General features: G+C 50.7%; 20 protein-coding genes, 2 tRNA genes and 2 other RNA genes. 11 read left to right on the forward strand and 13 right to left on the reverse strand.

The annotated features are described in order from the left end of the window. Positions 1 to 190 precede the first annotated feature (190 nt). Positions 191 to 487 (forward strand): YciI family protein, encoded by a 297-nt coding sequence (locus B3B59_RS12350; protein ID WP_040075339.1) that lies wholly within the window; start codon positions 191 to 193, stop codon positions 485 to 487. A 31-nt stretch (positions 488 to 518) separates the two neighbouring features. On the opposite strand, the gene leuE is transcribed toward B3B59_RS12350, so the two are convergent. The 3 genes from leuE to B3B59_RS12360 form a co-directional block, all read right to left on the reverse strand. Further along, on the reverse strand, positions 519 to 1,154 hold the full coding sequence (gene leuE, locus B3B59_RS12355) for a leucine efflux protein LeuE (protein WP_207291872.1): 636 nt from the start codon (positions 1,152 to 1,154) through the stop codon (positions 519 to 521). 81 nt (positions 1,155 to 1,235) lie between these two features. Further along, positions 1,236 to 1,367 (reverse strand): KPN_01571 family protein, encoded by a 132-nt coding sequence (locus tag B3B59_RS20495; protein WP_414671905.1) that lies wholly within the window; start codon positions 1,365 to 1,367, stop codon positions 1,236 to 1,238. A 134-nt stretch (positions 1,368 to 1,501) separates the two neighbouring features. Beyond that, a complete protein-coding gene (locus B3B59_RS12360; protein WP_154298803.1) occupies positions 1,502 to 1,675 on the reverse strand; it encodes a YciY family protein in 174 nt (57 codons plus the stop codon). 141 nt (positions 1,676 to 1,816) lie between these two features. On the opposite strand from B3B59_RS12360, the gene cls reads away from it, so the two are divergent. Both cls and B3B59_RS12370 read left to right on the forward strand, forming a co-directional pair. Next, positions 1,817 to 3,277, forward strand: coding sequence for a cardiolipin synthase (gene cls, locus B3B59_RS12365; RefSeq protein WP_040075278.1), 1,461 nt, complete (start codon positions 1,817 to 1,819; stop codon positions 3,275 to 3,277). Between the two features lie 33 nt (positions 3,278 to 3,310). Next, entirely contained in the window at positions 3,311 to 3,640 is a 330-nt protein-coding gene (locus B3B59_RS12370) for an HI1450 family dsDNA-mimic protein (RefSeq protein WP_040075277.1), read from the forward strand. Between the two features lie 45 nt (positions 3,641 to 3,685). On the opposite strand, the gene oppF is transcribed toward B3B59_RS12370, so the two are convergent. The 6 genes from oppF to B3B59_RS12400 all read right to left on the reverse strand — a co-directional run bounded on the left by oppF (position 3,686) and on the right by B3B59_RS12400 (position 10,693). Further along, on the reverse strand, positions 3,686 to 4,690 hold the full coding sequence (oppF, locus tag B3B59_RS12375; protein ID WP_040075276.1) for a murein tripeptide/oligopeptide ABC transporter ATP-binding protein OppF: 1,005 nt from the start codon (positions 4,688 to 4,690) through the stop codon (positions 3,686 to 3,688). Continuing rightward, on the reverse strand, positions 4,687 to 5,700 hold the full coding sequence (locus tag B3B59_RS12380) for an ABC transporter ATP-binding protein (protein WP_286809134.1): 1,014 nt from the start codon (positions 5,698 to 5,700) through the stop codon (positions 4,687 to 4,689). The genes oppF and B3B59_RS12380 overlap by 4 nt, the downstream gene beginning before the upstream one ends. A gap of 11 nt (positions 5,701 to 5,711) precedes the next feature. Then, the gene (gene oppC, locus B3B59_RS12385) at positions 5,712 to 6,620 is read right to left on the reverse strand and encodes an oligopeptide ABC transporter permease OppC (protein ID WP_040075274.1); all 909 of its coding nucleotides are present in this window, start codon (positions 6,618 to 6,620) and stop codon (positions 5,712 to 5,714) included. Positions 6,621 to 6,634: 14 nt separating this feature from the next. Continuing rightward, a complete protein-coding gene (oppB, locus tag B3B59_RS12390) occupies positions 6,635 to 7,555 on the reverse strand; it encodes an oligopeptide ABC transporter permease OppB (RefSeq protein WP_040075273.1) in 921 nt (306 codons plus the stop codon). Positions 7,556 to 7,640: 85 nt separating this feature from the next. After that, positions 7,641 to 9,272 (reverse strand): oligopeptide ABC transporter substrate-binding protein OppA, encoded by a 1,632-nt coding sequence (gene oppA, locus B3B59_RS12395; protein WP_046885199.1) that lies wholly within the window; start codon positions 9,270 to 9,272, stop codon positions 7,641 to 7,643. A 773-nt stretch (positions 9,273 to 10,045) separates the two neighbouring features. Beyond that, positions 10,046 to 10,693, reverse strand: a complete 648-nt coding sequence (locus tag B3B59_RS12400) for a YchE family NAAT transporter (RefSeq protein WP_046885198.1) — start codon at positions 10,691 to 10,693, stop codon at positions 10,046 to 10,048. A gap of 476 nt (positions 10,694 to 11,169) precedes the next feature. On the opposite strand from B3B59_RS12400, the gene adhE reads away from it, so the two are divergent. Next, on the forward strand, positions 11,170 to 13,845 hold the full coding sequence (gene adhE / locus B3B59_RS12405; RefSeq protein ID WP_046885197.1) for a bifunctional acetaldehyde-CoA/alcohol dehydrogenase: 2,676 nt from the start codon (positions 11,170 to 11,172) through the stop codon (positions 13,843 to 13,845). 74 nt (positions 13,846 to 13,919) lie between these two features. Here the strand turns inward: adhE and tdk are convergent, their stop codons facing one another. Beyond that, the gene (tdk, locus tag B3B59_RS12410) at positions 13,920 to 14,534 is read right to left on the reverse strand and encodes a thymidine kinase (RefSeq protein ID WP_212475703.1); all 615 of its coding nucleotides are present in this window, start codon (positions 14,532 to 14,534) and stop codon (positions 13,920 to 13,922) included. 523 nt (positions 14,535 to 15,057) lie between these two features. On the opposite strand from tdk, the gene hns reads away from it, so the two are divergent. Next, a complete protein-coding gene (gene hns / locus B3B59_RS12415) occupies positions 15,058 to 15,471 on the forward strand; it encodes a histone-like nucleoid-structuring protein H-NS (RefSeq protein ID WP_040075269.1) in 414 nt (137 codons plus the stop codon). Positions 15,472 to 15,636: 165 nt separating this feature from the next. On the opposite strand, the gene galU is transcribed toward hns, so the two are convergent. The 3 genes from galU to rssA form a co-directional block, all read right to left on the reverse strand. After that, positions 15,637 to 16,545 (reverse strand): UTP--glucose-1-phosphate uridylyltransferase GalU, encoded by a 909-nt coding sequence (gene galU / locus B3B59_RS12420; protein ID WP_040075268.1) that lies wholly within the window; start codon positions 16,543 to 16,545, stop codon positions 15,637 to 15,639. Positions 16,546 to 16,744: 199 nt separating this feature from the next. After that, positions 16,745 to 17,758 (reverse strand): two-component system response regulator RssB, encoded by a 1,014-nt coding sequence (gene rssB / locus B3B59_RS12425; protein WP_040075267.1) that lies wholly within the window; start codon positions 17,756 to 17,758, stop codon positions 16,745 to 16,747. 93 nt (positions 17,759 to 17,851) lie between these two features. Next, positions 17,852 to 18,754: a patatin-like phospholipase RssA gene (gene rssA, locus B3B59_RS12430; protein ID WP_046885196.1), complete on the reverse strand. Its 903-nt coding sequence runs from the start codon at positions 18,752 to 18,754 to the stop codon at positions 17,852 to 17,854. 113 nt (positions 18,755 to 18,867) lie between these two features. On the opposite strand from rssA, the gene B3B59_RS12435 reads away from it, so the two are divergent. From B3B59_RS12435 to B3B59_RS12460, 6 genes are all read left to right on the forward strand, one after another. After that, complete coding sequence (locus B3B59_RS12435) at positions 18,868 to 19,326, forward strand: YchJ family protein (RefSeq protein WP_072039561.1); 459 nt, start codon at positions 18,868 to 18,870, stop codon at positions 19,324 to 19,326. Positions 19,327 to 19,373: 47 nt separating this feature from the next. Further along, positions 19,374 to 20,216 (forward strand): formyltetrahydrofolate deformylase, encoded by an 843-nt coding sequence (gene purU / locus B3B59_RS12440; protein WP_040075264.1) that lies wholly within the window; start codon positions 19,374 to 19,376, stop codon positions 20,214 to 20,216. Between the two features lie 156 nt (positions 20,217 to 20,372). Next, a tRNA-Tyr gene (locus B3B59_RS12445) sits at positions 20,373 to 20,457 on the forward strand. A 43-nt stretch (positions 20,458 to 20,500) separates the two neighbouring features. After that, positions 20,501 to 20,632, forward strand: a non-coding RNA gene (locus tag B3B59_RS12450) — RtT sRNA. Positions 20,633 to 20,666: 34 nt separating this feature from the next. After that, positions 20,667 to 20,751, forward strand: a tRNA-Tyr gene (locus B3B59_RS12455). 43 nt (positions 20,752 to 20,794) lie between these two features. Further along, a non-coding RNA gene (locus tag B3B59_RS12460) (RtT sRNA) lies at positions 20,795 to 20,925 on the forward strand. The last annotated feature ends 39 nt before the right edge of the window (positions 20,926 to 20,964 follow it).

The following is a 20,964-nucleotide window of genomic DNA, read 5'->3' on the forward strand; positions in this document are numbered from 1 at the left end:
GACCTCGATTTTAAATGCAAATAGCAATCATATTCAATAAGCCAGTTCATCTTCAGGCGATTTAAGCCCACTGACGCTGAAAAAAGGCACGCGTTTGTTACGGTTTTAACATTGTCTATATCTTTACATTGCAGTCATATGACGTTTCACTTAACGTAATTAACTCTTTTATCGCTTCAGGAGCTCCACCGTGCTTTACGTGATTTACGCTGAAGATATTGCCGATTCCCTGGAAAAACGTCTTTCCGTCCGCCCTGCCCATCTGGCCCGTTTGCAACTGCTGCACGATGAGGGCAGATTGCTGACTGCGGGTCCACTGCCGGCTGTTGATAGTAACGATCCGGGCGCCGCAGGATTTACGGGTTCAACGGTCATTGCGGAATTCGAGTCGCTGGAGGCCGCCAAAGCCTGGGCGGAGGCGGATCCCTACGTTGCGGCGGGAGTGTATCAAAAGGTCGCGGTCACGCCTTACAAGAAAGTCTTCTAAAAGTAGTCAAGGCTCCCGAGGGAGCCTTGAATCACTGCAGCGATGCCAGCCTGGCAGCAAAACCAACAAACAACAGCCCGATTAAACCGTTGCCCAGTTTGGCCAGTTTCTTTTTGGTTTTCAGATAACGGGTGACAAATGCCCCTGAGAAGATCAAAAAGCTCATATAAATAAAGCTAATCAGCTCCAGCGTCAGTGCCAGAATCATAAAAGAGACGCCGGTATGTTTGGCGTTGACATCAATAAACTGCACAAAGAAGGAGACATAAAACAGAATCGCTTTCGGGTTGGTCATACTCAATACCAGCGAGCGTTTCATGATCATTTTTGCCGGCTCCGCGCTGCCGGATTCGCCCTGCTGCTTATGCGTAATAACTGACCAGAGGATTTTTCCACCGAGCCACAATAAATAAAAAGCGCCCAGATAGCGAACCACGTTAAAGAGAACCGGGGTCGTCTGAATCAATGCAGCCACGCCCGCCCAGGCGAGGAACATCAGTACCGCATCACCAATAAAAACGCCACTTGCTGCAAGGTATCCCTTCTTCACACCGTGCCCAATTCCGGTTTTCAACACAAACAGCGTATTAGGCCCGGGCACCAGTACGATAAAAATCGCACCGACGACATAAGTCCAAAAATTCACCACACCAAATTCTGCAAACACCTTTCACTCCTGTTGAAATTGCATAACCCGGCTATCTCCGGGTGACACCTGACTGACGAAGAGACGTTTTTAACAACGCGTTTATATCGTCATGCAATGCGCCGAGAGGGTCAAAATATAGTCAATAAGGGCCGGTAAAGATGGCTGTTGTGTATATTCCCTCAACGCATCCACGATAAATAACGCAATAATTACCCAGAGAAATGGATTCATTGTTGTTATATCTGCGATACGGGGGCTATATCATACAGCAGCGGACAAGGAAATTAACCCGATTAAGCGAAACGGTGGGAAAACTTAAAGGGTTAAGAGAACATCGGGCACCGCAGAGGGTGCCCTGGTATCGTTCACTGAATCTGAACGGCGAACAACAACGAATTTCGTTGACGGTTCACACTGCATTTCCTGATGGCGTGGATACGCATATTGCGGCGGGATTGTGCTTCCAGCCACCGCGACTTGCGGCGGCTGCTCTGTCGCAACATGCGCCAGCGCCCTACTTCAGTTTTACTGCGCTTCATGTTTACAACTCTTGCCTTAACAGAGGCGCCATTATAGACCCTTACCAGACGCAAACCAGCGCTTTTATCTGCCGTTTTTATTTGCCAGAAAAATCCTGATGCGTAAACTCATAACAATACGCTTTCAAAAGGATTTTTTTTATGACGACCTTCTACACCGTGGTGAGTTGGCTGGTCATTCTGGGATACTGGCTGGTGATAGCCGGGGTAACGCTGCGCATACTGATGAAGCGCCGCGCCGTGCCGTCCGCGATGGCCTGGCTGTTGATTATCTATATTCTGCCGCTGGTGGGAATTATCGCTTATCTCTCCGTCGGGGAGCTGCACCTGGGGAAGCGTCGCGCCGAACGTGCCCGTGCCATGTGGCCCTCGACGGCAAAATGGTTAAACGACCTTAAAGCCTGCAATCATATCTTTGCCGAAACCAACAGTGACGTGGCGTCGTCCCTGTTTAAATTGTGCGAACGTCGCCAGGGGATCGCCGGCGTCAAGGGCAATCAGCTGCAGCTGCTAACCTCTTCCGACGATGTCATGAACGCGCTAATCAGAGACATTCAGCTCGCCCGGCACAACATCGAAATGGTCTTCTATATCTGGCAACCCGGCGGTATGGCCGACCAGGTGGCGGAGTCGCTGATGGCCGCGGCCCGTCGAGGCATCCACTGCCGCCTGATGCTCGACTCCGCAGGCAGCGTCGCCTTCTTCCGTAGCCCCTGGGCTGCGATGATGCGCAATGCCGGCATCGAAGTTGTGGAGGCGTTGAAAGTTAACCTGCTGCGTGTGTTCTTACGCCGCATGGACCTTCGCCAGCATCGAAAAATGGTGCTGATCGATAATTACATCGCCTATACCGGCAGCATGAATATGGTTGATCCCCGCTTCTTTAAACAGGACGCGGGTGTCGGCCAGTGGGTCGATTTGATGGCGCGTATGGAAGGCCCCGTCTCCACGGCCATGGGGATTGTCTACTCTTGTGACTGGGAAATCGAAACCGGTAAACGTATTCTGCCCCCGCCGCCAGATGGCAACATCATGCCCTTTGAAGAGGCCAGCGGGCACACCATTCACACCATCGCCTCCGGCCCCGGCTTCCCGGAAGATCTGATTCATCAGGCCCTGCTTACCGCCGCCTACTCGGCGCGTGAGTACCTGATTATGACGACGCCCTACTTCGTGCCGAGCGACGACCTGCTGCATGCCATCTGTACCGCAGCGCAGCGCGGGGTTGATGTGAGCATTATTCTGCCGCGGAGAAACGATTCGGTTCTGGTGGGCTGGGCCAGCCGTGCCTTCTTTAGCGAACTGCTGGCCGCCGGGGTGAAAATCTACCAGTTTGAAGGCGGCTTACTGCATACCAAGAGCGTCCTGGTCGATGGCGAACTGAGCCTGGTGGGGACGGTGAACCTCGATATGCGCAGTCTGTGGCTCAATTTTGAAATCACGCTGGTCATTGATGACGCCGGGTTTGGCGGCGATCTGGCGGCTGTCCAGGACGACTACATCTCCCGCTCTCGCCTGCTGGATGCGCGCCTGTGGATGAAACGTCCGCTGTGGCAGCGAATTGCCGAACGACTGTTTTACTTCTTTAGTCCGTTGCTGTAAAACGTGCCCAACGATGTTAAACAGGTAGTCATCATGGAAATGGATCTGAACAATCGCCTGACCGAAGACGAAACGCTCGAGCAGGCTTACGATATTTTTCTCGAACTGGCGGTTGATAACCTCGATCCCGCAGACGTTATTCTTTTCAATCTGCAGTTCGAAGAGCGTGGCGGCGCAGAGCTGTTTGATCCGTCAGAAGACTGGGCCGAGCATGTCGATTACGACCTCAACCCGGACTTCTTCGCCGAAGTGGTGATTGGCCTTGCGGACGAAGACGGCGGCGAAATTAACGATATTTTTGCCCGCGTTCTGCTGTGCCGGGAAAAAGACCATAAGCTTTGCCACATTCTCTGGCGCGAATAAAAGAAAAAGGCTGCGATAGCAGCCTTTTTTATTGATGGTGTTCGCTTAGAGCGGGTCAACTTTCAGACAAGAGACCGCGTGGCGGAAGCTCCCTTCCAGCACCGGGCGCGTTTTAGCACACTCCGGCCCCGCTATCGGGCAGCGCGTACGGAACACGCAGCCAGACGGCGGATTGATCGGGGATGGCAGTTCACCTTCCAGCAACTGAATACTTTTGTTCTTCTCCAGATCCGGATCGGGTACCGGCACTGCCGACATCAGCGCTTTGGTGTAAGGGTGCAGCGGATTGTGGTACACCTCATCGTAGGTGCCGAGCTCAACCGCGTGGCCTAAATACATGACCAGAACGCGGTCAGAGATGTGCTTCACCACCGCCAGGTCGTGGGCAATGAAGATCAGCGACAGCCCCATCTCGCGCTGCAGTTTTTGCAGCAGGTTAACCACCTGCGCCTGAATAGAGACGTCCAGCGCCGACACCGGTTCATCACAGATAATCAGCTTCGGCTCAAGGATCAGCGCACGGGCAATCCCGATACGCTGACACTGGCCGCCGGAAAACTCATGCGGGTAGCGGTTGATCAGGTTTGGCAGCAGCCCTACTTTCATCATCATCGCTTTTACGCGGTCACGCACTTCGGTGCGCGGCATTTTTGGATGATAAGTACGCAGCGGCTCAGCGATGATTTCGCCGATGGTCATACGCGGGTTCAGCGAGGCCAGCGGATCCTGGAAAATCATCTGGATATCGCTGCGCACATTGCGCCACTCTTCCGGCTTCATTCCCAGCAGATCTTTACCCAGCCAGGCAACCTTGCCGTCGGTAGCTTTCACCAGGCCGATGATGGCACGGGCAAAAGTCGACTTACCGCAGCCCGACTCCCCTACCACGCCCAGGGTTTCGCCTTCATACAGACGCAGCGTGACGCCATCTACCGCTTTCAGCGTTTTTGGTGGCTGCCAGAACCACTGCTTGCCATCCTTGATGTCGAAATGCACCTTCAGATCGGCGATTTCGAGCAATACGTTTCTTTTTTCGTCGATAGCGTTCATACCAGCTCCTCGTACGGCTTAAAGCAGGCGCGTAGACGGCCTGGTGCAAATTCCACCAGCGGTGGAGCGCTGTTACAGATCTCCATCGCATGCGGGCAGCGCGGCTGGAACGGACAGCCTTTCGGCAAGCGAAGCAGGTTTGGCGGGTTGCCCGGGATGGTTAACAGAGATTCACCCTCTGCATCGAGACGTGGTACAGCATTCAACAGACCGATAGAGTAAGGGTGCGCGGGTTGATAGAAGACATCGCGCGCTTTGCCATACTCCATGGTACGGCCGGCATACATCACCAGTACCTTATCGCAAATACCTGCCACAACCCCCAGGTCGTGGGTGATCATAATGATCGCGGTATTGAACTCACGCTTCAGTTCATTCAACAGGGTCATGATCTGCGCCTGCACGGTCACGTCCAGGGCTGTTGTCGGTTCATCGGCAATCAGCAGCTTAGGCCGGCAGAGCAGTGCCATAGCGATCATCACACGCTGACGCATCCCGCCAGAGAACTCGTGCGGGAACATGCGCATACGCTTACGTGCTTCGGGCATTTTCACCGCATCAAGCATTTTGACGGACTCTTCAAACGCTTCGGCTTTGCCCATCCCTTTGTGCAGCATCAGGACTTCCATCAGCTGTTTGCCCACACGCATGTAGGGGTTCAGGGAGGTCATCGGATCCTGGAAAATCATCGAAATCTGCTCGGCACGGAGCTTATTCAGCTCCTGCTCAGGCAAATTCAGGATCTCCCGGCCGTTGAATTTAGCAGAACCGCCAATAACGCCGTTCGCCGCCAACAGACCCATCAGCGCAAATGCCGTCTGGGATTTACCGGAACCCGACTCACCTACGATGCCCAGCGTCTCACCGGCGCGGAGGCTGAAATTGAGATCGTTTACCGCAGTCACATCGCCATCAGGCGTTTTAAAGGTGACGCGCAGATCTTTGACGTCCAGCAGCGCATTATCCTGCTGCTGTGCAATGGGTGCAGATGCCGTTTCAATAATTGTCATCACGGCGCTCCTTAGCGGTCTTTCGGATCGAGGGCATCACGCAGGCCATCGCCGATAAAGTTGAAACAAAACAGCGTCACGACCAGGAAACCAGCCGGGAACAGCAGCAGCCACGGTGAAACCTCCATGGAGTTGGCGCCATCGCTAAGCAACGCGCCCCAGCTGCTAAGCGGCTCCTGGGTACCCAGCCCGAGGAAGCTCAGGAAAGATTCGAACAGAATCATGCTTGGCACCAGCAGCGAGGCGTACACCACCACCACGCCGAGCACGTTCGGCACAATGTGGCGCACCACGATGTTGCCGGTAGAAACACCGCCAACCTGGGCCGCTTCGATGAACTCTTTACGCTTCAGGCTCAGGGTCTGACCACGCACAATACGCGCCATGTCCAGCCATGACACCATCCCGATCGCCACGAAGATCAGCAGGATGTTCTGACCAAAGAAGGTCACCAGCAGGATCACGAAGAACATAAACGGGAAGGAGTTAAGAATTTCCAGCAGACGCATCATTACCGAGTCCACTTTTCCGCCAAGATAGCCAGAAAGTGAACCGTACAGGGTACCGAGGATCACCGCGACGAAGGCTGCGGCAATACCCACCATCAGCGAGATACGACCCCCGATGGCTACGCGCACCAGCAAATCTCGCCCGGAGGAGTCGGTACCAAAATAGTGGCCCGATTCCGCATCAGGGGCGCTGGACATCATGCCCCAGTCGGTATCGAAATAGGTGAATTGCGACAGCATTGGCGCCAGCGTGACGAACAGGGCAATGAGCACCAGCACGATCAGACTGGCAACCGCCGCGCGGTTGTGCATAAAGCGACGGCGAGCATCCTGCCACAGGCTGCGTCCTTCCACTTCCAGCTTCTCACTGAAGTTTTCCAGCGCCTCGCTATTTTTCTTACTTAACATCATCGCGAGCTCCAGGATCAGTAGCGAATTTTCGGATCGATAACGGCATAGAGCACATCGACGATCGCGTTAAAGAGAATAGTCAGCGCACCGACGAGAATGGTCAGGCTCAGCACCAGCGAGTAGTCACGGTTAAGCGCACCGTTAACAAACAGCTGGCCGATACCCGGCAGACCATAAATGGTTTCGATAACCATTGAGCCGGTGATAATGCCGACAAACGCCGGACCTAAGTAGGAGAGCACGGGCAACAGCGCAGGTTTCAAAGCGTGACGGAAAATGATCCGACGCATTGGCAGCCCTTTCGCACGCGCAGTACGGATGAAGTTAGAGTGCAGAACTTCAATCATTGAACCACGGGTGATACGCGCAATACTGGCGATATAAGCCAGTGACAACGCCACCATTGGCAAAATCATGAATTTCAGTGCCCCGCCGTTCCAGCCGCCGCCGGGCAGCCATTTCAGCGTGATAGCGAATATCATGACCAGTAACGGCGCCACGACAAAGCTCGGTATGACGACCCCGGTCATTGCCACCCCCATTACTGCATAATCCCATTTTGAGTTTTGTTTAAGCGCGGCGATGACGCCGGCAGTGACGCCGAGAACCAGAGCCAGCAAGAATGCTGCAGCGCCTAATTTAGCCGAAACGGGGAAGCTCGAGGCCACCAGATCGTTTACGGAATAGTCTTTATATTTAAATGACGGTCCAAAATCGCCGTGCGCCAGCTGCTTCAAATAATTGAAGTACTGAGTGGAGATCGGATCGTTTAAATGATATTTCGCCTCGATATTGGCCATTACCTCTGGCGGTAATGTACGTTCACCGGTAAATGGACTCCCCGGCGCGAGACGCATCATAAAGAAGGAGATCGTAATAAGAATAAATAGTGTTGGAATCGCTTCAAGACAGCGACGTAGGATAAATTTCAACATTGCCCGTACCTTCTGGCGTGTGCCTATATAGTGTCACGATGATTAGACACAGTGGGGCGAGCGCTGCCCGCCCCACTTATTGCCATTAATGCTTGATAATATACAAGTTTTTAACGTAGATATTATCCATCGGGTCTTTACCGGTATATCCACCTACCCACGGTTTCACCAGACGGGCGTTCACGTAGTAGTAGACCGGCACAATCGCGGAGTCTTTATCCAGTTGCTGTTCAGCTTTGGAGTAGAGCTCGGAACGCTGGGCTTCGTCAGTCGCTTTCAGCGTATCGCCAATCAGCTTGTCGAACGCTGGGCTCTTGTAGTGCGCCGTGTTGTTCGAGCTGTCGCTCAGCATTGTGTTCAGGAAGGAAGTCGGTTCGTTGTAGTCTGCACACCAGCCAGCACGCGCTACATCGAAGGTGCCCTGATGGCGGCTATCCAGGAAGGTTTTCCACTCCTGGTTTTCCAGCTTCACGTTCGCACCCAGGTTCTTTTTCCAGATGGAAGAGACGGCGATAGCCAGTTTCTTGTGCAGGTCAGAAGTGTTGTACAGCAGGCTGAAGGACAACGGCTTGTCAGCGGTAAAGCCCGCTTCGGCCAGCAGTTTCTTCGCTTCTTCGTTACGTTTTTCCTGAGACCAGCCGAACCACTCAGGCTGAGTCAGTTTCGCGCCATCGGTATACGGAGGGGTGTAGCTGTATGCCGGCAGATCGCCCTGGTTTTTCACCTTGTTAACGATGATGTCGCGATCCAGCGCCAGTTTCAGCGCGGTACGAACACGAACGTCATTGAATGGCGCTTTCTGGTTGTTGATTTCGTAATAGTAAGTACACAGATACGGGTCAACATGGACTTCAGCCGGGATCTCTTTCTTCAGTTTCTGGAACAGTTCGATCGGCATGTTGTTATAGGTCATGTCGATTTCACCGCTGCGATAGCGGTTAACGTCAGTCACTTCTGAAGAGATTGGCAGGTAAGTTACCTGGTTAATAACGGTCTTGGCGTTATCCCAGTAGTTAGTGTTACGCACCAGGTCGATACGTTCGTTAACAACCCAGTCTTTCAGCTTATAGGCGCCGTTGGTCACGATATTTGCTGGCTGAGTCCACTTATCACCAAATTTCTCAACCGCAGCTTTTGGAACCGGGGAGACGGACGGGTGAACCAGAAGTTTGTAGAAGTAAGGAACCGGCTCGCTCAGGGTCACTTCGAAAGTATTATCATCAAGCGCCTTAACGCCCAGATCGGTGACCGGTTTTTTGCCAGTGATGATGTCATCAATGTTGGCAATATGACCGTACTGCAGATAGCTCGCATACGGAGAGGCAGTGTTTGGATCTGCCAGGCGCTGCCAGCTATAGACGAAATCGTGTGCGGTAACAGGAGAGCCATCTGACCATTTCGCATCTTTACGCAGATGGAAGGTCCAGACTTTACCGTCTTTGTTTTCCCATTTTTCAGCCACACCCGCTACCGGGTGGCCATTTACATCAGAGACCAGCAGACCTTCGAAGAGATCGCGGTTAACGTTGGACTCAGGTACACCTTCAATTTTGTGCGGATCCAGAGACTGAACCTCGGCACCGTTGTTACGCACCAGCGTCTGTTTTTCCGCCAGTTGTACTCCAGCAGGAACGTCTGCAGCCATTGCAACGTTGCCTGCGATTAGCGCAGTCAAAATTCCCGCCGCTACCAGACTTTTTTTTGTGATGATGGACATTGTGTTGGTACTCCACTCATTATAATTACTGGTTTTTACCAGCCTGTTTAATTCCCCTGTTGGGGTTTCCTGACAACCCAGGAGTTTATGTGGCTGTCAGGTGTTTTTACTGCCTGCTATCACCGACTTTACTATTACCGGTGGTTCGTTCGACCACCTTATGTCGATTTTTCACACCCCTCTCCTGTCAGAGAGATGTATTTTTTTGTGAAAACGAAAACCTCAAATACAAATGATTCTCATCTTCGTGATATCTGCTGAAATTATAAGGCCGGAAAGTACCAAATGGCTGTAACCGGTGCCAATACATTTTGCAAATTTGTTAAGCAATTCTCTTTTACGAAAGATAATGACGCTTTGTGGGCTACCCTGCCGCGCATCGAAACCAGACAAATAATGCCAACTTTCAATGGGATAAAGAATGATGATGCACCCCGATCGTTACGAATCCAGAGGCGAGAGGCAATCTGTACAAAAAATTAACAACTGTCTATTTTTTAGCACATTCATCTACATGAATCATCAAATTACTAATATCATTTCATTAATCCCTCAGCAAGCCCCAGAGTATGGTGTGAGTAAAATAACAGGGTGGTTGCGTGTAATGTGAGCTTCAGAAGTGAGGATGTATAGACAAACTATTGAAAGTTAAGGGAACAAAATGATGAGTGGAAGTTCTTATCTTTCATGAAATTTTCAACTTTTATTATAGGATTTACTAATAATGATGAAAAAAAGCGAAGCCATTAGCTCCGCTCTTTCGTATGAAATAGTTATGACAAGAGTCCTGGGAATATCGACTTAATTCCAGTGACTATAAATTCAATACCCAGAGCCATTAACAATAACCCCATTATACGGGTGATCACGTTAATACCGGTCTGGCCCAGCAGACGAACCAGCCAGGGTGCCATGCGGAAGACGCCCCAACAACATAACGCAAACAGCGCAATGGCGAGGGAAAAGCCGATTAAGTGCATCCAGTTATGGTATCGGGTTCCCCAGACTATCGTTGAACTGATTGCCCCAGGCCCCGCCATTAAGGGCAGCGCCAGCGGCACCACGCCAATACTTTCGCGTATCGCGGTTTCTGATTTCTCTTGTTTGTTCTGCTTATCTTCCCCGAGCTTGCCGCTGATCATCGACATCGCAATGGTAACCACCAGAATCCCCCCGGCGATCCTGAACGAATCGATGGAGATGCCGAAAATCTGCAATATGGAATCGCCAAGATAGAGCGAGGTCAGCAGGATGATCGCCACCGACAAGTTTGCGGTGAGGTTGGTTTTGTTCCTCGCCACGGCCGACTGGTAGCTGGTCATGCTGATAAACACGGGAATGATACCGACCGGGTTAACTAACGCGAAAAGACCAATAAAAAATTTAAAATAGGTTTGAAAATCAAAGAGCGATAGATCCACTGTTAGCTCCGGTAAAACGCAGTGCCTGATAAATAAGGGTGGGAATAATAACCGCGCTGAAGATACGCTTTTTAGACCCAGACTTCATCACAATATTGCTTAATCCCTGCATTTGGGAATGTAAAATATTTGTATACTGAATGAGTCATTATGGTTCAATAATTTACGGAACTCATTAACACCTGATGAAATCACACGAAATGCCCCTGCTGAAAGGTATCAGCTTATGGATAAATTGATTTGGATCATGATTTTCGTACTCAGAAGTGAGTAATCTTGATTACGCCACCAGGGAGTTTCAATACTACTCAATAAGGTGTTGAAAGGAGGCTCTTTTAGTAAGTCAGGGGTTGCATAAACAAGATAAACCATTGATTTAAATGTGAGATAAGCAAGTCACTTGCGCACTGTCTATACTGTTTGTCGTGTCGAGCAGCTGATTTACTAAAAGAGTTTAACTTTATCAGGAGAGCATTATGGCTGTTACTAATGTCGCTGAACTTAACGCACTTGTAGAGCGCGTAAAAAAAGCCCAGCGTGAATATGCCAATTTCACCCAAGAACAGGTTGATAAAATCTTCCGCGCCGCCGCTCTGGCTGCTGCAGATGCTCGAATCCCTCTCGCTAAAATGGCCGTTGCCGAATCCGGTATGGGTATCGTTGAAGACAAAGTGATTAAAAACCACTTCGCTTCAGAGTATATCTACAACGCCTATAAAGATGAGAAAACCTGCGGGGTGCTGTCTGAAGATGATACCTTCGGCACTATCACTATCGCAGAACCTATCGGCATCATTTGCGGTATCGTTCCAACCACCAACCCAACCTCTACCGCTATCTTCAAATCGCTCATCAGCCTGAAGACCCGTAACGCAATTATCTTCTCTCCACATCCGCGTGCCAAAGATGCGACCAATAAAGCTGCAGATATCGTACTGCAGGCCGCTATCGCAGCGGGTGCACCGAAAGATTTAATCGGCTGGATCGATCAGCCTTCTGTTGAACTGTCCAATGCGCTGATGCACCACCCGGACATTAACCTGATCCTCGCGACCGGTGGTCCAGGTATGGTTAAAGCCGCTTACAGCTCTGGTAAACCTGCCATCGGTGTAGGTGCCGGTAATACCCCGGTCGTTATCGACGAAACAGCGGATATCAAACGTGCTGTGGCATCTGTACTGATGTCTAAAACCTTCGATAACGGTGTTATCTGTGCGTCTGAACAGTCTGTGGTTGTTGTTGATTCAGTATACGATGCCGTTCGCGAACGTTTTGCCAGCCACGGCGGCTACATGCTGCAGGGTAAAGAGCTGAAAGCCGTTCAGGACATCATCCTGAAAAATGGCGCGCTGAACGCGGCTATCGTAGGTCAGCCAGCGTATAAAATTGCTGAACTTGCAGGCTTTACCGTTCCTGCTTCTACCAAGATTTTGATTGGTGAAGTCACGGTTGTTGATGAAAGCGAGCCATTTGCGCACGAAAAACTTTCCCCTACTCTTGCCATGTACCGCGCAAAAGATTTCGACGACGCGGTAGAAAAAGCAGAGAAACTGGTGGCAATGGGCGGTATCGGTCATACCTCTTGCCTGTACACCGACCAGGATAACCAGCCAGAACGTGTTGCTCACTTCGGTCAGAAGATGAAAACCGCACGTATCCTGATCAACACCCCGGCTTCTCAGGGTGGTATCGGTGACCTGTATAACTTCAAACTCGCGCCTTCCCTGACTCTGGGTTGTGGTTCCTGGGGTGGTAACTCCATCTCTGAAAACGTTGGTCCTAAGCACCTGATCAACAAGAAAACCGTTGCTAAGCGAGCTGAGAACATGTTGTGGCATAAACTTCCGAAATCTATCTACTTCCGTCGTGGCTCACTGCCAATCGCGCTGGATGAAGTGATTACTGATGGCCACAAACGTGCGCTCATCGTGACTGACCGTTTCCTGTTCAACAACGGCTATGCAGACCAGATTACCTCGGTACTGAAAGCGTCCGGCGTTGAAACGGAAGTGTTCTTCGAAGTTGAAGCGGATCCAACGCTGAGCGTGGTTCGTAAAGGTGCTGAACTGGCCAACTCCTTCAAACCAGACGTGATTATCGCGCTGGGCGGCGGTTCCCCGATGGACGCAGCAAAAATCATGTGGGTGATGTACGAGCATCCTGAAACCCACTTTGAAGAACTGGCGCTGCGCTTTATGGACATCCGTAAACGTATCTACAAGTTCCCGAAAATGGGCGTAAAAGCGAAAATGATCGCGGTAACCACCACGTCCGGTACCGGTTCAGAAGTGACTCCGTTTGCGGTTGTTACCGACGATGCAACTGGTCAAAAATACCCACTGGCTGACTATGCCCTGACCCCGGATATGGCGATTGTTGACGCCAACCTGGTGATGGACATGCCGAAATCGCTCTGCGCATTCGGCGGTCTGGATGCGGTCACCCACGCTCTGGAAGCATACGTCTCCGTACTGGCTTCCGAGTTCTCCGACGGTCAGGCCTTGCAGGCTCTGAAACTGCTGAAAGAGAACCTGCCAGCCTCGTATAATGAAGGGTCTAAAAACCCGGTAGCACGCGAGCGTGTCCACAGTGCAGCAACCATCGCCGGTATCGCGTTTGCTAACGCCTTCCTGGGTGTTTGCCACTCTATGGCGCACAAACTGGGCTCTCAGTTCCACATTCCTCACGGTCTGGCGAACGCCCTGTTGATTGGCAACGTCATCCGCTATAACGCCAATGACAACCCAACCAAGCAGACTGCTTTCAGCCAGTACGATCGTCCACAAGCGCGTCGTCGTTACGCTGAAATTGCAGACCATCTGGGTCTGAGCGCACCGGGCGACCGCACTGCCGCGAAGATCGAGAAACTGCTGGCATGGCTCGACAGCATCAAAGCTGAACTGGGTATCCCTAAATCTATCCGCGAAGCCGGTGTTCAGGAAGCTGACTTCCTGGCTCACGTGGATAAACTGTCTGAAGATGCTTTCGATGACCAGTGTACTGGCGCTAACCCGCGTTACCCTCTGATCGCTGAGCTGAAACAGATTCTGCTGGATACTTACTATGGCCGCGAATACACCGAAGGTGAAACTGCTGCGCCTAAAGTTGAAATGCCAGTCAAGGCCGATAAGAAAGCGAAGAAAAGCGCTTAATTAACGGCCCAACAAAAAACCCGCCTTCTGGCGGGTTTTTTTATATATGGGGTTAACTGAGAATTGATTAAGTATTAACGGCGGTAGGCTTCTTGAATTGCGGTCAGGGAGCCCACTACCAGCGCGTCCTTATAGTGCTTGCGGCAGACCGATACGTAACGTTCGTTCCCCCCTATTACCACCTGCTCCCCTTCTGCATAAGGTTTACCATGCTGATCCAGACGCAGCACCATGCTCGCCTTACGTCCGCAGAAACAGATGGTTTTCAATTCCACCAGTTTATCTGACCATGCCAACAAATACTGGCTGCCAATAAACAACTCACCACGAAAATCCGTACGCAGGCCATAACAGAGCACAGGAATATCCAGTTCATCGACCACTTCTGAAAGTTCATGAACCTGCTGACGGGTTAAAAATTGGCTCTCATCGACCAGCACGCAGTGGATGGGCTGACGCGCATGTTCGGCGCGGATATCCTCAAGCAGGCAGGTCTGCGGGTTATAAAGCCGGGCGGGAGAAGAGAGTCCAATTCGTGAACTGACTTTACCGCTGCCAAAGCGATCGTCAATCTCAGCGGTATAGACGACAGTCCGCATCCCGCGTTCCTGGTAATTGTAGGAGGATTGCAGCAGCGCCGTCGACTTACCGGCGTTCATTGCTGAATAGTAAAAATACAGTTGTGCCATTGGCCGTAAAACCCTAATGAATGTGTATTATTCCCGATGCGGCATTGTACCATATTTTGTCGGGGCATCCGTCTGGCCTTGCAACAGGCGGCATAGCCGCGCCGCGATGGAGTTGCTATTAAAATCTAAAATAAAGCGAATGGCATGTAACAAGAACCACTGTAAGTTCTGGAAAATGCAGTTATTTATTGCTTAATGTAATGCAGAAAAAATCCGAAATTAATTAAGAATTCCTAAGGATTACTGTCTATAACGCGCTAATACAAATGGTTGATATTTATCCCTGGAAACTATAATGCTGTGGGAACCGTCACAAAAGAAAGCGATTACCGTCAGGTTAAATCCGCATCTTTTGATAACTAACGTCGCTTTCAACTGAGTAAATTTAAGTTAGCGTATTTAATAATATCGTCAGATATTGGCTATTTTTTGAATTCCTTACATTCTGCCCTATTGCACATATCAATTTATGCCTCTATTATTACCTCAACAAACCCCACAATATAAGTTTGAGATTACTACAATGAGCGAAGCACTTAAAATTCTGAACAACATCCGTACTCTTCGCGCGCAGTCAAGAGAATGCACACTTGAAACGCTTGAAGAAATGCTGGAAAAATTAGAAGTCGTAGTTAATGAGCGTCGTGAAGAAGAAAATGCTGCTGCTGCAGAAATCGAAGAGCGTACTCGTAAACTGCAACAATATCGCGAAATGCTGATTGCTGATGGTATTGATCCTAACGAATTACTGAACAGCATGGCTGCGGCTAAATCTGGCACCAAGGCTAAACGTGCAGCTCGTCCGGCTAAATATAGCTACATCGATGAGAACGGCGAATCTAAAACCTGGACTGGCCAGGGCCGTACCCCAGCTGTTATCAAGAAAGCCATGGATGAACAAGGCAAACAGCTGGACGACTTCCTGATCAAGGAATAATCCAGAACGCTTTATAAAAAATCCCGCTTAAGGCGGGATTTTTTTATGCCCCTGTTTTATTGACAGAGACATCAGGTTACAGATTGTCTTATTAAGACTCATCCTGGTGGGCATAAAAAAACCGGAGCCATGACTGGCACCGGTTTCAGAGTGGATAAAGCGAGCTTAGTTTTTAATACCCAGCGTCTCTTTCAACCAACCCTTGAATTCTTCACCCAGTGACTGGTGACGAATCCCATATTCTACAAACGCCTGCATGTAACCGAGTTTATTACCGCAGTCATGGCTTTTACCTTTCATATGGTAGGCTTCAACGGTCTCTTTCTCGATCAGCATATCGATACCGTCGGTCAGCTGAATTTCATCACCGGCGCCTGGAGGGGTTTTAGCCAGCAGCGGCCAGATTTCCGCACTCAGGACATAACGCCCTACCACCGCCAGATTAGACGGCGCTACGTCGGCTTTAGGCTTCTCTACAACGCCTACCATAGGTACGCTCTCGCCTGGCTGCAGCGCAATGCCTTTGCAGTCTACAACGCCGTATGCGGTTACGTCTTCGACAGGCTCAACCATAATCTGGCTGCTGCCGGTATCGTCGAAACGTTTGATCATTTCAGCCAGGTTATCCTGAGAAAGATCGGATTCAAATTCATCAAGGATAACGTCTGGCAGAATAACCGCGACAGGTTCATTGCCTACAACCGGGTGTGCACACAGTACGGCATGACCCAGACCTTTTGCCAGCCCCTGACGCACCTGCATAATAGTGACGTGAGGCGGGCAAATAGACTGAACTTCTTCCAGCAGCTGGCGCTTAACACGTTTTTCCAGCATGGCTTCAAGTTCAAAACTGGTATCGAAATGGTTTTCGATAGAGTTTTTGGATGAATGCGTTACCAGCACAATTTCAGTAATGCCAGCGGCAATACATTCATTGACCACATACTGGATTAATGGCTTATCAACGAGTGGCAGCATCTCTTTTGGAATTGCCTTCGTTGCCGGCAGCATACGGGTTCCTAACCCAGCAACCGGGATAACGGCCTTTGTGACTTTCGAATTTAGGGCAGCCATTGAAACTCTCCTGAACTGTTCAAGTTTTGAACTTATCTGCATAAATAACGCGTTTAGTATATCAGTCTCAGTTACCAGTCCGGGTCTGAAAAGGACGCGCTACCGATTAATTAGGATAAATACGAATGAAACTGGCAGTGATAGTAGCACTGCCCTTGAAACGACGGTAAAGCTATCTGTGGAGATATATTACAAATGCTTATTCCGTAGACAACATTAAGCGTAAACGGCCGCCTGCCCCCCAAATTTGACACTGCCAGGATGCGCAGCGGTGACTTATTTGGTTTAGATAGGTATTTCCTAAAGTACCTAAAGGGACGCCGTTACTGACCTGAATATGATGTTCCCCAGTATTAAGCGTGGCATTAAGCCCAGCGGAGACCAAAATCAAATTTTTTAAACCGCTATGGTAATAACCTACCAGTAACGGGAATTGTCCCGGTAAATTTGCCTGACGCAGCAGCTGATTAACCTGTTTAAGCAAGCTGCCCAACTCGGGGAGCCGCTGCCGCTGATGAGAAAGCTGTTCTTGCAATAAACCGTTAAACAATGCGCGTAACAATAAAGCAGCCAGGACGCCATTATCCCCTGCGCGGGTAACATCCAGACAATAAAATGCCAGATCGTTATCCGATAACGGTGCAATATCCAGCACCAGTCCCGGCTTGTCGGCAGCAACCAGCTGGCGATAATTAACCTTGCACTCGGCGATGGTCTGCTGAACCGGAGGCTGTAATTCTTTCAGTAATTTCGCTGCCGCATGGGGGTTATTGACCAGTGCATCCCAGTCCTGGAAGAGGCGTTCTTCCTCTTCCACACGTGAATTGAACATATTGGGATAAAGGCAAGCGAAGACGGTTTCCCGCAGACGATTGAGATCTTTCACTGGTTTGAGCAGTACGTCCTGCACGCCCAGACGAAGCGCTTTCGCGATGTCAGCCATATTCTCGGTGGCTGAAATCACCAGCACGGGCGTCTGATCGCCTTCATTGCGGAGGTGCTCGACGAGCGCCAGGCCATTCATACGCGGCATGGCGAGATCGCAGATCATCAGATCGGGCTTCATGCCCATCATAATTTCCAGTGCGTCGATACCATCACCGGCCAGTGCTGTTGTTGCACCTAACGATGAGAGCCAGGAGTCAAGCAGTGAACGGAAAACGGGCTCGTCTTCGACAATCAGGATATGTTTTCCGGCCAATGGTTGCGTCATGTTTTCTCCCCGGGCTGACAGTAGATCAATAGTGGCACGCTATCGGTACTATCGCCTGTCAGATTTTGCTGAAGTAATCAAAAAAAGGGGCGCTCAGTGTGTCGTGCGCACCAAAGGTATCAATTCATCCATTTTCTTTTCGACAGCTTGCACGCCTGCCGTAATGGCTGCTTCTGCCCGATGAAAATCGAGCGTCGAGATTTGCGGACAAAAAGGTTGAATCAGAATATCAGGTGGATCGCCCGCCATGCGGTTGCGTTTTAGGCGATTTTCTAGCACCTGGATGGAGGTCGTCATAATTTCCATTGCCGTAGGTGCCGCAACCAATTTACGCGCTGTAAAGCGTCCTAACCGTTCACGAAGGCGTTCATGCCATACTCGCTCCTCGCTACTGGTTTCATCAGAATGCGTGTTTACTGGCATAAGGTCTTGCTGCATAAGATGGGCATCATGCTGGAGATCAACTGCAATAACGATATCCGCGCCCATGGCGCGCGTCAGGGAGATAGGAATGGGGTTAACGACACCGCCATCCACCAGCCAGTAACCATTGTGCGGGACCGGTGCCATTAAGCCCGGCATACTGCAGGAGGCGCGAACGGCAAGGTGGATATCCCCTTCGGTGAACCAGAGTTCCCGGCCGGTGCTAAGGTTGGTGGCAACGGCGCCGAAGGGACGTTGGCAATCGGCAAAGTCGCTCAGCGGCATAACCTGACGGTACTGGTTGAAGACACGTTCACCGCGCAGTAACCCGCCACGTTGCCAGGAGAGATCCATCAGGCGCAGCACGTCCCAGTAGCTGAAAGAACGTACCCAGGTTTCCAGCTCGGGTAATTTGCCACAGGAGTACGCAGCACCCACCAGAGAACCAATCGAACAGCCTGCAACTATATCAATTTCGATACCAAGACGTTGTAAGGCATTGATCACACCTATATGCGACCAGCCCCGGGCCGCACCCGACCCTAAAGCCAGTCCAATTTTAACCTTTCTCATTCTTACCGTTTAGCGTCCCCTGGACTCCTGACAATGGCGTCATTCCAACCGCTCAGTTAACATAGTGCCACCCTGGCGTTTTCGCCGTTATTTTAGCTTTCAGGAAGAGAATGGTGTCTCAACTCTGTCCCTGTGGTAGCGCTCTCGAGTATAGCCTATGTTGCCAGCGATATCTTTCTGGTGAACAGGTTGCTCCTGATCCGTCACACCTTATGCGTTCACGTTACAGTGCTTTTGTGAGCCGTGACGCAAACTATCTGATAAAAACCTGGCATCCATCCTGTCAGGCTGAGACTTTTCGTCAGGAGATTGAAGCCGGTTTTGCTCATACCGAATGGCGCGGCCTCACCCTTTTTGACACGGCCACAGGCCATGACGAAAACGAAGGTTTTGTCAGCTTTGTCGCCCGATTTTCCGAGCAGGGAAAAGCCGGGGCGATTATCGAGCGTTCCCGTTTCTTAAAGGAAGGGGGACAGTGGTACTATATTGATGGTACTCGTCCGCAGTTTGGCCGTAATGACCCCTGCCCCTGCGGATCAGGTAAAAAATTTAAAAAGTGCTGCGGGCAGTAGTCCCTGGCCACCTATAACAAGCCAACAATCAACAGGATTTACCGGCAATGCAATCAATTCAACGCAAAGTCTTGCGCACTATTTGTCCTGACCAGAAAGGTCTCATCGCCCGCATTACCAACATTTGTTACAAGCACGAACTGAATATTGTGCAAAATAATGAGTTTGTTGATCATCGCACCGGCCGTTTCTTTATGCGTACCGAGCTGGAAGGGATTTTTAACGACGCCACGCTGCTGGCAGATCTGGATGGTGCGTTGCCGGAAGGTTCGGTTCGCGAGTTAACCCCAGCGGGTCGTCGTCGCATTGTCATTCTGGTCACTAAAGAGGCGCATTGTCTGGGTGATCTGCTGATGAAAGCGAACTACGGCGGGCTGGATGTTGAGATCGCTGCGGTAATTGGCAACCACGATACCCTGCGCACGCTGGTTGAACGTTTTGATATTCCTTTCCAGTTGGTCAGCCACGAGGGGCATACCCGCGAAGAGCATGATGCGTTAATGGCAGATGCCATTGATGCCTATAACCCGGATTACGTGGTTCTGGCGAAATATATGCGCGTATTGACCCCCTCTTTCGTGGCGCGTTTCCCGAACAAGATTATCAATATTCACCACTCGTTCCTGCCTGCCTTTATCGGCGCGCGCCCTTATCATCAGGCCTATGAGCGTGGTGTTAAAATCATTGGCGCCACTGCACACTACGTGAACGATAACCTGGATGAAGGTCCTATCATCATGCAGGACGTGATTCATGTGAATCATACCTATACCGCAGAGGATATGATGCGTGCCGGACGCGATGTTGAGAAAAACGTCTTAAGCCGCGCGTTGTATCAGGTGCTGGCGCAACGTGTGTTCGTCTACGGTAACAGAACAATTATTCTTTAATCCTTTGGGAAATGAATTGATTAGCTTTGCACCTTTACGGATAAAAAGCAGGCAAACAACGTCATTTACCTAAAGGAATGCTTTACAGGGGCGTCTCATTTGATATGATGCGCCCCGCTTCCAACAGGAAGCAGGCCAGTAATAGCATTACCCAGTGGTGGGGTTCCCGAGCGGCCAAAGGGAGCAGACTGTAAATCTGCCGTCATCGACTTCGAAGGTTCGAATCCTTCCCCCACCACCATTATTCACCACAGCAATGTGGTAACACCGGTGAGTTAACGTAAAGTTTGCGCTTATCGGGAAGGGTGAGAACCTTCGACTAAGGTTCGACTCTCGCGAAAGCGAGAGAACGTTGCAAAAAGCAACGGCCCGAAGGGTGAGGAGCGAAGCGACGAATAATCCTTCCCCCACCACCATCTTCATGCAGTACCTCAAAATAGTATTACCCCTGGTGGGGTTCCCGAGCGGCCAAAGGGAGCAGACTGTAAATCTGCCGTCATCGACTTCGAAGGTTCGAATCCTTCCCCCACCACCATCACTTACCTGTCGCTACAAACTTTCTCTTAGTTCAGTGCTCCATATTCTCCGAAGCGGGAAGGATGAGAAGCTTCGACCAAGGTTCGATTCGAGCGAAGCGAGAAAGCGTTGCCGCAGGCAACGACCCGAAGGGCGAGGCGCAGCGCGCCGAGTAATCCTTCCCCCACCACCATCACTTACCTGTCGCTACAAACACTCTCTCATTCACTGA

This window comes from Leclercia sp. UBA2479 (assembly GCF_002341985.1).
GTDB classification, from domain to species: Bacteria; Pseudomonadota; Gammaproteobacteria; order Enterobacterales; family Enterobacteriaceae; genus Enterobacter; species Enterobacter pneumoniae.

Bases quoted from the DNA above. Each gene is read 5' to 3' on its own strand.
- B3B59_RS20495 (WP_414671905.1), bottom strand. From the start codon at position 1,367: ATGAATCCATTTCTCTGGGTAATTATTGCGTTATTTATCGTGGATGCG.
- B3B59_RS12360 (WP_154298803.1), bottom strand. From the start codon at position 1,675: ATGAAGCGCAGTAAAACTGAAGTAGGGCGCTGGCGCATGTTGCGACAG.
- cls (WP_040075278.1), top strand. From the start codon at position 1,817: ATGACGACCTTCTACACCGTGGTGAGTTGGCTGGTCATTCTGGGATAC.
- B3B59_RS12370 (WP_040075277.1), top strand. From the start codon at position 3,311: ATGGAAATGGATCTGAACAATCGCCTGACCGAAGACGAAACGCTCGAG.
- oppF (WP_040075276.1), bottom strand. From the start codon at position 4,690: ATGAACGCTATCGACGAAAAAAGAAACGTATTGCTCGAAATCGCCGAT.
- B3B59_RS12380 (WP_286809134.1), bottom strand. From the start codon at position 5,700: ATGACAATTATTGAAACGGCATCTGCACCCATTGCACAGCAGCAGGAT.
- oppC (WP_040075274.1), bottom strand. From the start codon at position 6,620: ATGATGTTAAGTAAGAAAAATAGCGAGGCGCTGGAAAACTTCAGTGAG.
- oppB (WP_040075273.1), bottom strand. From the start codon at position 7,555: ATGTTGAAATTTATCCTACGTCGCTGTCTTGAAGCGATTCCAACACTA.
- oppA (WP_046885199.1), bottom strand. From the start codon at position 9,272: ATGTCCATCATCACAAAAAAAAGTCTGGTAGCGGCGGGAATTTTGACT.
- adhE (WP_046885197.1), top strand. From the start codon at position 11,170: ATGGCTGTTACTAATGTCGCTGAACTTAACGCACTTGTAGAGCGCGTA.
- tdk (WP_212475703.1), bottom strand. From the start codon at position 14,534: ATGGCACAACTGTATTTTTACTATTCAGCAATGAACGCCGGTAAGTCG.
- hns (WP_040075269.1), top strand. From the start codon at position 15,058: ATGAGCGAAGCACTTAAAATTCTGAACAACATCCGTACTCTTCGCGCG.
- galU (WP_040075268.1), bottom strand. From the start codon at position 16,545: ATGGCTGCCCTAAATTCGAAAGTCACAAAGGCCGTTATCCCGGTTGCT.
- rssB (WP_040075267.1), bottom strand. From the start codon at position 17,758: ATGACGCAACCATTGGCCGGAAAACATATCCTGATTGTCGAAGACGAG.
- rssA (WP_046885196.1), bottom strand. From the start codon at position 18,754: ATGAGAAAGGTTAAAATTGGACTGGCTTTAGGGTCGGGTGCGGCCCGG.
- purU (WP_040075264.1), top strand. From the start codon at position 19,374: ATGCAATCAATTCAACGCAAAGTCTTGCGCACTATTTGTCCTGACCAG.